We start from the raw sequence: 12,139 nt of genomic DNA, 5'->3' as shown, positions 1-12,139 counted from the left end.
CCGCGGACGACGCCGCATTCCGGAGTTGCCGACACCCCCGTCGAGGGTCCGGGCCCCCGCGGCCGGGACGACGAAGGCCCCCGCTCCGTTCGAGCGGGGGCCTCGGGCGTCGGACCTACGGCTGGTAGGTCTCGACGTTCGTGATCGACACCGAGATGTCCTTGCCGTTCGGGGCGGTGTAGCTGGTCGTCGTGCCGACCTTCAGCCCGTTGATGGCCTGGCCGAGCGGGCTGGTCTCGCTGTAGACCGAGAGGTCGCTGCCGGCGGCGATGATCTCGCGGTTGCCGAGCAGGAAGGTGCTCTCGTCGCCGGCGATGGTCGCCGTGACGACGGTGCCGGGGCCGACGATGCCGTCGGCGGCCGTCGAGTCACCGACCGTCGCGTGCTTCAGCAGGTTGATCAGCGTACGGATGCGCGCCTCCATCTTGCCCTGCTCGTCCTTGGCGGCGTGGTAGCCGCCGTTCTCCTTCAGGTCGCCCTCTTCGCGGGCGGCTTCGATGCGTGACGCGATCTCGCGACGTCCCTCGCCGCTGAGGGTGTCGAGCTCGGCCTGCAGACGGTCGCGGGCGTCCGTCGTGAGCCAGGTGGTCTCGTTGTCAGTGCTCATGGTGTCTCCGTTTCGTGCGGCGGCCGAACCCGGTCGGGCGACTCGAGCCGAGGAGGCGCGGTGCCGGGAGCCGGGGCGAGGTCGCCCACCGAAAAAAGGAGACCGGCCGAGTGGCCGGTCTCGTCGTGCGATTCCGAGCAGTCTAGGGAAGCCAGCACCGGTAGATCAAGCCCGTGACCGCCCGTTCCGACGTCGCGAGCGAGGTCGTGTAGGTCACCGAACGGCGCTCCGAGGCGGGCAGGTGGACGATCTTCCAGCCGACGACCGCGAAGCCGCTGTTCTGGGCTTCGACCGCACAGTCGACTGCCTCGCCCGTGTCCGCGGTGACCGTGTACTGGACCTCGACGGCCCGGTCGGAGGTGACCTGGTAGCCCACGTCGGCGGATTCGAGCTGGGACGAGGTCCCGTCGAAGGCGGCGAAGACGACCCACGCCGCGAAGACGACGACGAAGGCGACGGCGACGGACAGGCCCACGACGAGGCGCCTGCGCCGACCCCGCGGTGAACGCCCGTACCGTGCGTCGAGGCGCGACGAGGGCGAGGTGACACGGGGCGTGGACGTCACGCGGATCTCCGTCCGATTAAGCTGTCCCCAGGGTAGCAACGTCTGCCCGGCACACATTGCGAGGAAGAATTGACCCTGCGCCTGCTGGCGGTCCACGCCCACCCCGACGACGAGTCCAGCAAGGGCTCGGCGACCTACGCCTACTACCGCAGCCTCGGCGTCGACGTCCTCGTCGTCAGCTGCACCGGCGGCGAGCAGGGGTCGATCCTCAACGAGCAGCTCGAGGCCCGAGCTCACGCCGAGCGCGACATCGCGGGCCTGCGCGTGCACGAGATGGCGGCCGCCCAGGCGGCGATGGGCATCGACCACCTGTGGCTCGGCTACGCCGACTCGGGCCTGCCGGCCGAGGGCGAGTCGGTCGCGGTCAACTCGTTCTCCACCATCCCGCTCGAGATCAGCGCCGAGCCGCTCGTCGCGATCATCCGTCGGTTCAAGCCGCAGGTGCTGGTGACCTACGACGAGAACGGCGGGTACCCGCACCCCGACCACATCCGCACGCACGAGATCTCGATGGCGGCCTACCGCGACGCCTCCGACCCCGAGCGCTACCCGGCGACCGGCGACGCGTGGCAGATCGACAAGGTCTACTACGACCGCATGTTCAGTGCCGGACGCATCGGCGCGATGATCACCCACCTGCGCGAGAGCGACCCCGAGTCGCCCCTCATCGAGTCGTTGACCGAGATGCTGGCCCGCTTCAGCGACCGGCCCGACCTGGCCACGACCCGCGTGCCGGTCTCCGACTTCTTCCCCGTGCGCGACGCCGCCCTTCGGTCGCACGCCAGCCAGGTGCCGCTCGACAGCGCGTTCTTCTTCTGGCCCCACGACCTCCAGGTCGCCGCCTGGCCCACCGAGGACTTCCAGCTCGTCGAGTCGAACGTCGGGTCCGACCTGCCCGAGGTCGACCTCTTCGCCGGGGTCGTCGACCCCGACACCGGTCTCGTGGGGGTGCAGCGATGAGCGTGCTCTCCGAATCGGTGGTCGCGGTCACGACCCGTCTGCTGGCGCAGCCGCAGACCCCCGACCCGACGCTGCCGCCGTCCACCATCCCCGACGAGGCCGTCACGCCCGGCGTCTGGGGTTTCGTCGCCATCGCGTTCGTCGCCGTCGCGACGGTGCTGATCGTCGTCGACATGACCCGTCGGGTCCGACGCACCCGGTACCGGGGCGAGGTGCGCGAGCGCATCCAGGCCGAGCGCGACGAGGCGACCGTGGCGGCCGCGGCTCTCGACGACGAAGAACTCCCCGGAGACGCCGATCGGCGGGCTCGCCCCGTCGAGGGCGACCTCGACGACGACGGCGACCGCAGGAGGCGCGAGCGCGACTCGTGACCGACGCGACCGGTGCCGGGGTGGCGACCCGCGCCTCCTCGGCTCGGGCGACCTCGCGCTAGAAGGTCGGCGGGTCCAGGGCCACGAGCAGGATGCCCGTCCAGTGGCAGAGGTACGCCAGCACCGTCATGGTGTGGAACAGCTCGTGGAATCCGAAGTGCCCCGGTACGGGGTTCGGCCTCTTGATGCCGTAGAACACGGCACCCGCGATGTAGAGCGCGCCGCCGACCAGCACGAGCACCATCATCGCGACGTTCGCGTCGAGCAGGTCGACGATGAACCCCAGGGCGCCGACGCCCAGCAGGACGTAGAGCGGCACGTACAACCACCGCGGCGCGTTGAGGAAGAACACCCGGAAGAGGATGCCCAACACGGCGCCCGTCCAGACGAGCACGAGCAGCGTGACGCCCTTCGACGGCGGCAGGGCGATGACCGCGATCGGCGTGTAGGTGCCGGCGATCAGCAGGAAGATGTTGGCGTGGTCGAGGCGCTTCAGGAAGCGTTTCGCGTTCGGGCTCCACGGGAAGCGGTGGTAGGTCGCCGAGATGCCGAAGAGCAGGAGCGACGTGGTCATGAAGACCGCGCAGGCCCAGGTCGCCGCCACGCCCTGCGCGAGGACGACGAGCACCACGCCGGTCGCGATCGCGACCGGGAAGGTGCCCGCATGGATCCAGCCGCGCCAACTCGGTTTACGCTCGATGTCGGGGTAGGCGAGGGCGTCGTCGAGCAACGGCAGGTTCGGGATGTCGGCCCCGTCGGCCCCGTCTGCCCGGTCGGCTCCGTCGACCTCGTCTGCCCGGAGGCTCGCGCGATCTCCGTCGGTGTGGCTGCTCATGGGGCCGAGCCTAGGGGAGCGTCCGAGGAGGCGGGCTGAGAATCCTCGGCTCTGTGGACGGCCCGCCGTGGGCTACCGTAGCCCTGTGAAAAAGCGCCGTCCCTCTCCCCTCGCCAGGGGAGTCCTGTACGGCCTCTACCAGAACCGCATCCGCCGGAGCCTCGACGGTCAAGAGCTGCCGCACCACGTCGCCATGATCGTCGACGGCAACCGGCGCTGGGCCAAGCAGCGCATGCTCGAGACCGCTGCCCACGGGCACCGCGCGGGTGCCGCGAAGATCAGCGAGTTCCTCACCTGGTGCGACGACCTCGGCATCAAGGTGGTCACGCTGTACCTCCTCTCCGCCGACAACCTCGGCAACCGACAGTCCGACGAGTTGACCGAGCTCTTCGGCATCATCGGCGACGTCGCCGACGAGCTCTCGCGTCAGCGGGACTGGCGCGTGCAGCACGTCGGCGCGACCGACGACCTGCCGCCGGCGCTCTGCTCGGCCCTGCGCGAGGCCCAGGCCCGGACCGCCGACAAGACGGGGCTGCACGTGAACCTCGCCGTCGGCTACGGCGGGCGCCGTGAGATCGCCGACGCCATGCGCAGCATCGTGCGGGCGCACGACGCCGCAGGGGGCACGCTCGACGCCCTGGCCGAGGTGCTCACCCCCGAGCTCATCGCCGACCACCTCTACACCGGCGGCCAACCCGACCCCGACCTCGTGATCCGCACGTCGGGCGAGCAACGGTTGAGCGACTTCATGCTGTGGCAGAGCGCCCACAGCGAGTTCTACTTCGTCGAGGCCTTCTACCCCGACCTGCGCGAGGTGGACTTCCTCCGGGCCGTGCGCGACTTCGCCCTCCGGCACCGGCGCTACGGCAGCTGACGCGGGTGCGGCTGTCGGCTCGGTGACCGGGCTGCTGTCGGCAACTCCGGACTCCGGCTGCGCCGCGCCTCCTCAAGGGGTTCTGGTGCGTCGTTCTCCTGAGTTGCCAGCCGGGCGCGCGGTGACCGGGCTGGTGTCGGTGACTCCGGAATCCGGCTGCGCCGCGCCTCCTGCTGGGGTTCTGGTGTGCCGTTCTCCTGAGTTGCCGGCCGGGCGCGCGGTGACGGGGCTGGTGTCGGCGACTCCGGAGTTCGGCTGCGCCGCGCCTCCTGAGGGGGTTCTGGTGTGTCGTTCTCCTGAGTCGCCGGCCGTGTGCGGGCCTGCCGCGCACGCCCCCGCGTGGACGACCGGACGAGGAGGCGCGGGTCGGCGGACCGCGGACGGCACTACGGTGGACCAGTCACCGCCGCCTAGGAGAACACCGTGAAGACCATCGACGACCTCGCCTCGGGGTTCACCGACGAGCCCGGATACTTCGACTTCGCGAAGTGGGGTCCCATCTCGAGCTCCGTCGCCGACGAGCAGCGCTCGTTGGTCGAGGTGCAGGCGAGGGCCCGCTTCGGGTCCGAGATCGCCCTGACCGAGCAGGCCGGTCGCGTCGGACGGGCGATCTCGTCCCTCGTCGGCTTCGCACCCGACCACGTCGTCTTCCAGCCGAACACGAGCGAAGGGCTCACGCACACGCTGTTCGGTCTCACCGGGCAGGTGCTCATGTCGCCGCGCGACTACCCGAGCATGCCCGTCGCGGCGACCCGCTCCTCCGAGGCCCTGCGCGTGCTCGAGCCGGTCTGGATGGACCTCGACCACGACGTGGTCACGCCGGCCGTGGTGCAGCGTCACCTCACCGACTCGGTCACCGCCGTGGCCGTCAGCCTGGTGGACTACCGCACGGGGTACCTGGTCGACCTCGAGGGCATCCGCCAGGTGATCGGCGACCGGTTGCTGATCGTCGACGCGATCCAGGGGTTCGGTGTGGTCGACGCGCCCTACGCCGTGGCCGACGTCGTGGCGTCGGGCGGTCAGAAGTGGGTCCGCGCCGGGTGGGGGACGGGCTTCCTGGCCCTGAGCGACCGGGCGCTCTCGGCCCTGACACCGGTGTTCAGCGGTGTCGCCGGGAGCGACCTGACCCTCGGCGGCTCGTACCACGGACGGCAGCCGACCCGCCCGGGTGCCGCGGCGTTCCAGCTGACGAATCCCGACCCCATCGCCCAGGCGCGCCTCGCCACGGCCCTGGAGGACCTCGCCGACGTGGGCGTCGCCGCCGTCTCGCGGGCCGTGGCCGAGCGGGCCACGCGGGTGATCGACCTCGCCGACGAGTTCGCGGTGCCGGTGGTCTCGCCGCGCGACGAGGCGGAGCGCGCCGGCATCGTCGTGCTCGAACCCGCCCTCGACCAGATGACGACGCTGACGGCCGCACTGATCAACCACGGGGTCACGGCCACCGTGCGCGACACGACCGTGCGGCTGAGCGTGCACGTGTCCACGGGCGACGATTCGTTCGAGATGCTGCGGGGTGCGTTCACCTCGTTCGGCACGACCGTCTTCTACTAGGCGGGACCGCCGTGCGGGGTGGGGCTCGCGCGCCGCACCCTCGACCGTCACATGAGGGTCGTTCACCTGATCGTCACACGACACGGTGGCGTCGATGATGCGGATGTCGGAGGCGCGTCGTAGGTTCGTCACATCGGGCAAGGAGCCCGATCGAGACGGCCACGAAAGTTCGCCTCGCAACTGCTCCGCGGCCGTCTCTGCCGAAGGTACCCGGGTGCCCAGCCGCCCGAGGACGGAGTGGTCGTGACCGCGTCGAACATCACCTCAACCGAACGCAACACCGCAGCAACCGCGGGGGGTGACCAGTCGGTCGCCCAACGCACGTACGTGCTCGACACCTCGGTGTTGCTGTCCGATCCGCAGGCGCTCTTCCGCTTCGCCGAGCACGACGTGGTGCTTCCCGTCGTCGTCGTCAGCGAACTCGAGGGCAAACGTCACGACCCCGAGCTGGGCTACTTCGCGCGCCAGGCCCTGCGCCTCCTCGACGACCTCCGCGTGAAGCACGACCGTCTCGACTTCCCGGTGGCCGTGGGTGACGGGGGCTCCCTGCGGGTCGAGCTGAACCACTCGAACATGTCGGTCCTGCCCTCGGGCCTGCAACTGAACGACGCCGACTCGCGCATCCTCGCCGTCGCGTCGAACCTCGCCGCCGACGGGCTGGCCGTCACGGTCGTCTCGAAAGACCTGCCCCTGCGGGTGAAGGCCGCGTCGATCGGACTGGCCGCCGAAGAATACCGGGCCGAACAGGTCGTCGACAGCGGGTACACCGGGCAGACCTCGATCGACGTCTCGAGCGACCAGATGGCCTCGTTCTACGAGTCCGAGAAGATCTCCGCCCGCGCACTCGCGGACGTCCCCGTGAACACCGGGGTGGTCGTGCACTCGGAGCGGGGCTCGGCACTGGGGCGCGTGGTCGCCCGCGGCGAGGCTCGTCTCGTCCGCGGCGATCGCGACGTCTTCGGGCTGCACGGTCGATCGGCCGAGCAGCGCCTCGCGATCGACCTGCTGCTCGACCCCGAGGTGGGCATCGTGTCGCTGGGGGGCAGCGCCGGCACGGGCAAATCGGCCCTCGCGCTCTGCGCCGGCCTCGAGGCCGTCCTCGAGAAGCAGCAGCACAAGAAGATCATGGTGTTCCGCCCGCTCTACGCGGTGGGCGGCCAAGACCTGGGGTTCCTCCCGGGCGACGCCGGCGAGAAGATGAACCCGTGGGCGCAAGCCGTCTTCGACACGCTGGGAGCGATCGTGTCCCAGAACGTCCTCGACGAGGTGGTCGAGCGGGGCATCCTCGAGGTCCTGCCCCTGACGCACATCCGGGGCCGGTCGTTGCACGACGCCTTCGTGATCGTCGACGAGGCCCAGTCCCTCGAGCGCAACGTCCTGCTGACCGTCCTGAGCCGCATCGGCCAGAACTCGCGGGTGGTGCTGACCCACGACGTGGCGCAGCGCGACAACCTGCGCGTCGGCCGGCACGACGGGGTCGCCTCGGTCATCGAGACGCTCAAGGGTCACCCGCTGTTCGGTCACGTGACGCTGACCCGCTCCGAGAGGTCCGCGATCGCCGCCCTCGTCACCGAGATGCTCGAGTCGAACGACCTGGTGTAGCAGGGACGCAGGAGGCGCGGGTCACCTGACCCGCGCCTCCCGCGGTCCGGCGCCGCGCCTCCTGCGGTCTGGCGCCGCGCCTCCTGCGTGTCTGGCGCCGCGCGTCCTGCGTGTCTGGCGCCGCGCGTCGTGTCGGCAACTCCGGAGATCTGCGTGTTGCGGGGAGGCTCAGGCCGCACCTGGTCGCCGTTCTCCTGAGTTGCCCACCGGACTGTGCTCGGGGTCGCGTGGTGCTCGGTGGTCCGTGACGAGTCGGCGTCTCGGTGCGACCCGTGCCGTGCTCGACCGGCACGAGGGACCACCTGCCGGTCGGCAACTCAGCAATCCGACACGGTTCGAGGCCGTGTCGAGGTCGGTGGGCGGTATTCTCCGGACTTGCCAGCATGGTCGGGAACGCCCGGACGGGCGCGGGGCGCGGGCGTGGGCGCGGGCACGGGCGCGCCGCGGGGTCGACGAGCCGCCGTGAGGGACGCCTCGGCCCCACCTCGCGCGACGCGGACGTTCTCCACCGGCGGGCTCTCGCGTGCCGCGGAGGAGGTGCGGGTCGCGTCAGCCTGTCGGCATGCAGCAGATCGCGACCCACGTCAGGAAGGCAGGCGGCGTCCTCCACAAGCGGGATCTCGTCGCCCTCGGAGCCACCGACCGGATGCTCACCGCAGCAGTGCGATCCGGGCACGTTCACCGGGCCCGACGCGGGTGGTACACGACCTTCGCGCCGGGGGACGCACGGTACGAGGCCGTGCGCATCGGGGGCCGGTTGACCGGGGCGTCGCTCTTGGCCCTGCTCGGGGCGTGGATGTGGACCACCGTTCCGATCGTCAGCGTCGTGGTGCCCCCTGGAGCCTCACGACTTCGGGCCAGGCACGGTGCGAGGGTGCTGTGGCGGTCCGACGGGCGCGTGCCCCCTCGTCCGTCCCCCGGGATGGTGCCCCGTCGGCCGGATGACGACGAACACGGATCGGAGGACGCACGGCGGGCGGCCTGGGCCGTCCCCGTCGGCACCGCTCTGGTGGACGCCGTGACGGCGGCTCCTCTCGACGAGGCCGTCGCCCTCCTGGACTGGGCGCTGTCGAGCGGTCACTTCTCGGTCGCCGGACTGCATGCGGCGTTCGCCGAGGCTCCCGCGGATGTGAGGGGCATCGTCGACTGGGCCGATCTGCGGAGCGAGAGCTTCATCGAGAGCGTCATGCGGGTGACGTTCGCCGACCTGGGGCACCGCGTCGAGTCCCAGACCCGGGTCGGCCCGGAGGACCGCCGCCGCATCGACATCGTCGTCGACGGTGTCGTCGCCCTCGAACTCGACGGGCGCAGGTGGCACGGCGACACGTTCGACGCGGACCGTCTGAAGGACCTCGCGATCACGGTCCAGGGACGAACCGCCCTTCGAGCGAGCTACGAGATGGTGCGCGACCATCGATCGCTCATCGTCGAGGCCGTGCACGCGGTGCTCGACGACGCCCGGCGACCTCGACGGCGACCTCGACGGCGACTCGTCGTGACGACGGGCCGTGCCCCCCGTCCGCGAACCCGGCGCACGCGAGGTCGACGCCCGTGGCATCTGGTCCGACCAGCTCGGGGACGTAGTCCGCATCCGGGTCGGTCAGGATCGGAGACGGCCTCGTCATCAGGAGCATCGTGAGCTCGCCGGAAGGTCTCGTGGACGAGACGGTGTCGCCGGACGGGACGGTGTCGCCGGACGGGACGGTGTCGCCGGACGGGACGGTGTCGCCGGACGGGACGGTGTCGCCGGACGGGACGGTGTCGCCGGACGGGACAATGTCGCCGGACGGGACGGGCTCGTCGGACGGGGATGCGGTTCGAGGTGGTGACGGACCGCGACAGGAGCGCACGCAGGCCCTCGAAGCAGTCGCCGCGGCTGCACTGTCGGCGGTCGCCGTCGCTGCCGCCACACTGCGTCCCGACCCCCTCGTGGGCACGAGCGCCGGGGCGGTGACGCTCGTCGGATGTCTCGGAGTCGCGGCCGTGACTCCGGCCCTGGTCCGGATCGACATCGCCGAGCGTCGACTGCCGAACGTCCTCGTCGGAGTGGCCGCGGGTGCGTGGGGAGTGTCGACCGTCCTGCTCGTCGCGGGGGGCGGTATCGCCACGGCGGCCACGAGCCTGGCCTTCGCCCTGGTCGCCGCCGTGCTCGGTCTGGTGGCCGCCATCGCCGGCGGCCTGGGCATGGGGGACGTCAAGCTGGGCGCCGTGCTGACCGGACTCGTTGCGACGGGTAGCCCGGCGGCTCTCCTGAGTCTCTGGGCTCTTGCCGGAACGTTCGCGGTCGGGGTGGCCGGCGTTCGGACGTTGGGCTCGAGGCCGCGACGGGCCGGCACGCCTCCGCGGCCAGAGCTGGCATCGGTCAGCCGAGGCATCCCTTTCGGGCCGTGCCTGCTCGCGGCCTTCTGGTGTGTCGTGGCCAGCCCGTCGGTGGCCGTCGCTGTCGATGCCGTCGTGACGGGTCCGTGAGGTCCGCGTCGCGGCGTGCCCCCGTCGACGGGAACGGGAACGGGAACAGGAACGCGAACAGGCAGGCGAGAGGGTAGAGAAGCCTAAAGGTCGAGGAGGCGCGTGTCCGTCGACGACGGGCGCGCGCCTCCTCGACGTGCTGTGGTCCCGGCCGGCCGGGGATGGGCTCAGGACGGAGGGCTCGACCCGGGCCGCTCGGGGCTGGACTCAGGCGGGTGGGCTCAGCCCGGATGGGTCATGCTGAGCACGTCGAGTGCGGTGTCGAGCTGCTGCTCGGTGACCTCGCCCCGCTCGACGAACCCGAGATCGACGACGGCCTCGCGAACGGTGAGCTTCTGGGCCACCGCGTGCTTGGCCACCTTCGCCGCGGCCTCGTAGCCGATGACGCGGTTGAGCGGCGTCACGATCGACGGGGACGACTCGGCGAGGGCCCGGGCGTGCTCGACGTTGGCCTCGAGCCCGTCGACGGTCTTGTCCGCCAGGGCGCGGGTGGCGTTCGAGAGCAGGCGGATCGACTCGAGCAACGCCGTCCCCATCACGGGGATCGCCACGTTGAGTTCGAAGGCTCCGGACGCGCCCGCCCAGGCGATCGTCGCGTCGTTGCCGATCACCCGTGCCGAGACCATGAGCACGGCCTCGGGGATGACCGGGTTGACCTTGCCCGGCATGATCGACGAGCCGGGCTGCAGGTCGGGGATGTGCAGCTCGCCGAGACCCGCGTTGGGCCCAGAGCCCATCCAGCGGATGTCGTTGTTGATCTTGGTGAGGCTCACGGCGAGCACGCGCAAGGCACCGGAGGCCTCGACGAGCGCGTCGCGGGCCCCCTGCGCCTCGAAGTGGTCGAGCGCCTCGGTGACGGGCAGCCCGCTGTCGTCCGCGAGGGCGGCGATGACCCGCTGCGGGAAGCCCTGAGGCGTGTTGATGCCGGTGCCGGTGGCCGTTCCGCCCAGGGGGACCTCTGCCACGCGCGGCAGGGCGCTCTGCACCCGTTCGATCGCGAGACTGATCTGCCGGGCGTAGCCGCCGAACTCCTGCCCGAGCGTGACCGGCGTGGCGTCCATGAGGTGGGTGCGGCCCGCCTTCACCACGTCGGACCAGGCCGTGGCCTTCTTCTCGAGGGCGACCGCCAGGTGATCGAGGGCGGGCACCAGGTCGTGAAGCAGCGCGCCCGTGACGGCGACGTGCACCGAGGTCGGGAACACGTCGTTCGACGACTGCGACGCGTTGACGTGGTCGTTGGGGTGGACGGCGACGCCGTCGACCGTTCCGGCGAGGGTGGCGAGCACCTCGTTCATGTTCATGTTCGAGGACGTGCCGCTGCCGGTCTGGTAGACGTCGACCGGGAACTGGTCGTGATGGCTGCCACCGATGATCTGGTCCGCGGCCGAGACGATCGCATCGGCGACGGGACGGTCGATGATGCCCATCTCGCCGTTCACCAGGGCGGCCGCGCGCTTGATGCGAGCGAGCGCGACGATCTGCGCCGGCTCGAGACCGGCCCCGCTGATGGGGAAGTTCTCGACGGCACGCTGCGTCTGGGCGCGGTAGAGGGCCGATGCGGGCACCCGCACCTCGCCCATCGTGTCGTGCTCGATGCGGTACTCGGTCTCGGATGTGGTCACGACGTCGTGGTCCTTTCCTCGGGCCCTGCCGGGCTGCTGCGCCCGTCGAGGGCGCGGGGCGTCGGAGCGTTCGCCCCGACTCGGTTCAGAGTCGGCCGACGACGACCGAAGGGTCGACCCGCCCGTTGGCGAGGTCGTAGTTCGCGCCGACCACGGCCAACTTACCGTCCGCGACGGCGGACGCGATGAGGGCGGACCGGTCGACGAGCGTGCGGACCGACGCCTCGATGTGCAACTGGCCGACCGTGCGGGGGTCGAGGTCGGCACCCGTCTCGAGGTCGAGCTGGGCACGCTCGACCGACGGCATGATCATGTCGATCAGCCCACCCAGGAAGGCCGACCCGGGGGCGGCGTCGGAGCCGATGGAGTCGATGGCCGAGGCGACGGCGCCGCAGCTGTCGTGGCCGAGCACCACGATGAGGGGGACGTGGAGCACCGAGACCGCGAACTCGAGCGAGGCGATGACGGTGTCGCCGACCACCTGGCCGGCGTTGCGCACGACGAAGAGGTCACCGAGGCCGACGTCGAAGATGATCTCGGCGGCCAGTCGCGAGTCGGCGCATCCGAAGAGGGCTGCCACGGGCTCTTGACCGGCAGCGAGGGACGACCGCCGGTCACTGTCCTGGTGGGGGTGGCGAGGTGCCCCCTCGACGAAGCGGTGGTTGCCGTCCACCATCCGGCTC

Annotated in this window: 12 protein-coding genes; 7 read left to right on the top strand and 5 right to left on the bottom strand. The window is 71.0% G+C overall.

The window, feature by feature from the left end; translation table 11 throughout:
- Positions 1-115: 115 nt before the first annotated feature.
- A complete protein-coding gene (greA, locus tag EDF21_RS12595) occupies positions 116-607 on the bottom strand; it encodes a transcription elongation factor GreA (RefSeq protein WP_056048805.1) in 492 nt (163 codons plus the stop codon).
- Positions 608-749: 142 nt separating this feature from the next.
- Complete coding sequence (locus EDF21_RS12590; RefSeq protein WP_043597824.1) at positions 750-1,172, bottom strand: DUF4307 domain-containing protein; 423 nt, start codon at positions 1,170-1,172, stop codon at positions 750-752.
- A gap of 69 nt (positions 1,173-1,241) precedes the next feature.
- On the opposite strand from EDF21_RS12590, the gene mca reads away from it, so the two are divergent.
- Both mca and EDF21_RS12580 read left to right on the top strand, forming a co-directional pair.
- The gene (mca, locus tag EDF21_RS12585; RefSeq protein WP_192122780.1) at positions 1,242-2,132 is read left to right on the top strand and encodes a mycothiol conjugate amidase Mca; all 891 of its coding nucleotides are present in this window, start codon (positions 1,242-1,244) and stop codon (positions 2,130-2,132) included.
- Entirely contained in the window at positions 2,129-2,503 is a 375-nt protein-coding gene (locus EDF21_RS12580; RefSeq protein ID WP_123571594.1) for a hypothetical protein, read from the top strand. Before mca ends, EDF21_RS12580 begins: the two co-directional genes overlap by 4 nt.
- 58 nt (positions 2,504-2,561) lie before the next feature.
- Here the strand turns inward: EDF21_RS12580 and EDF21_RS12575 are convergent, their stop codons facing one another.
- Entirely contained in the window at positions 2,562-3,338 is a 777-nt protein-coding gene (locus EDF21_RS12575; protein ID WP_123571593.1) for a hemolysin III family protein, read from the bottom strand.
- Between the two features lie 85 nt (positions 3,339-3,423).
- Between EDF21_RS12575 and EDF21_RS12570 the strand changes: the two genes are divergently transcribed.
- From EDF21_RS12570 to EDF21_RS16775, 5 genes are all read left to right on the top strand, one after another.
- Positions 3,424-4,212 carry an isoprenyl transferase gene (locus EDF21_RS12570; RefSeq protein ID WP_043597826.1) on the top strand — a complete coding sequence of 263 codons (789 nt, stop codon included), beginning with the start codon at positions 3,424-3,426 and terminating at the stop codon, positions 4,210-4,212.
- A 423-nt stretch (positions 4,213-4,635) separates the two neighbouring features.
- Positions 4,636-5,763, top strand: coding sequence for an aminotransferase class V-fold PLP-dependent enzyme (locus EDF21_RS12565; RefSeq protein WP_056048799.1), 1,128 nt, complete (start codon positions 4,636-4,638; stop codon positions 5,761-5,763).
- A gap of 258 nt (positions 5,764-6,021) precedes the next feature.
- On the top strand, positions 6,022-7,365 hold the full coding sequence (locus EDF21_RS12560; protein ID WP_233568508.1) for a PhoH family protein: 1,344 nt from the start codon (positions 6,022-6,024) through the stop codon (positions 7,363-7,365).
- A gap of 1,018 nt (positions 7,366-8,383) precedes the next feature.
- Positions 8,384-9,004: a hypothetical protein gene (locus EDF21_RS12555; RefSeq protein ID WP_148053706.1), complete on the top strand. Its 621-nt coding sequence runs from the start codon at positions 8,384-8,386 to the stop codon at positions 9,002-9,004.
- The gene (locus tag EDF21_RS16775) at positions 9,001-9,834 is read left to right on the top strand and encodes an A24 family peptidase (protein WP_158612921.1); all 834 of its coding nucleotides are present in this window, start codon (positions 9,001-9,003) and stop codon (positions 9,832-9,834) included. The genes EDF21_RS12555 and EDF21_RS16775 overlap by 4 nt, the downstream gene beginning before the upstream one ends.
- Positions 9,835-10,055: 221 nt before the next feature.
- On the opposite strand, the gene EDF21_RS12545 is transcribed toward EDF21_RS16775, so the two are convergent.
- A complete protein-coding gene (locus EDF21_RS12545) occupies positions 10,056-11,456 on the bottom strand; it encodes a class II fumarate hydratase (RefSeq protein ID WP_255416446.1) in 1,401 nt (466 codons plus the stop codon).
- An 85-nt stretch (positions 11,457-11,541) separates the two neighbouring features.
- The gene (locus EDF21_RS12540) at positions 11,542-12,132 is read right to left on the bottom strand and encodes a carbonic anhydrase (protein WP_056049244.1); all 591 of its coding nucleotides are present in this window, start codon (positions 12,130-12,132) and stop codon (positions 11,542-11,544) included.
- Between the last annotated feature and the right edge of the window lie 7 nt (positions 12,133-12,139).

This window comes from Frigoribacterium sp. PhB118, from assembly GCF_003751725.1.
GTDB lineage: Bacteria > Actinomycetota > Actinomycetes > Actinomycetales > Microbacteriaceae > Frigoribacterium.
Note: the sequence above shows the minus strand (reverse complement) of the source record. Positions and strands in the feature narration are given on the sequence as shown.

Bases quoted from the DNA above. Each gene is read 5' to 3' on its own strand.
- greA (WP_056048805.1), bottom strand. From the start codon at position 607: ATGAGCACTGACAACGAGACCACCTGGCTCACGACGGACGCCCGCGAC.
- EDF21_RS12580 (WP_123571594.1), top strand. From the start codon at position 2,129: ATGAGCGTGCTCTCCGAATCGGTGGTCGCGGTCACGACCCGTCTGCTG.
- EDF21_RS12575 (WP_123571593.1), bottom strand. From the start codon at position 3,338: ATGAGCAGCCACACCGACGGAGATCGCGCGAGCCTCCGGGCAGACGAG.
- EDF21_RS12540 (WP_056049244.1), bottom strand. From the start codon at position 12,132: ATGGTGGACGGCAACCACCGCTTCGTCGAGGGGGCACCTCGCCACCCC.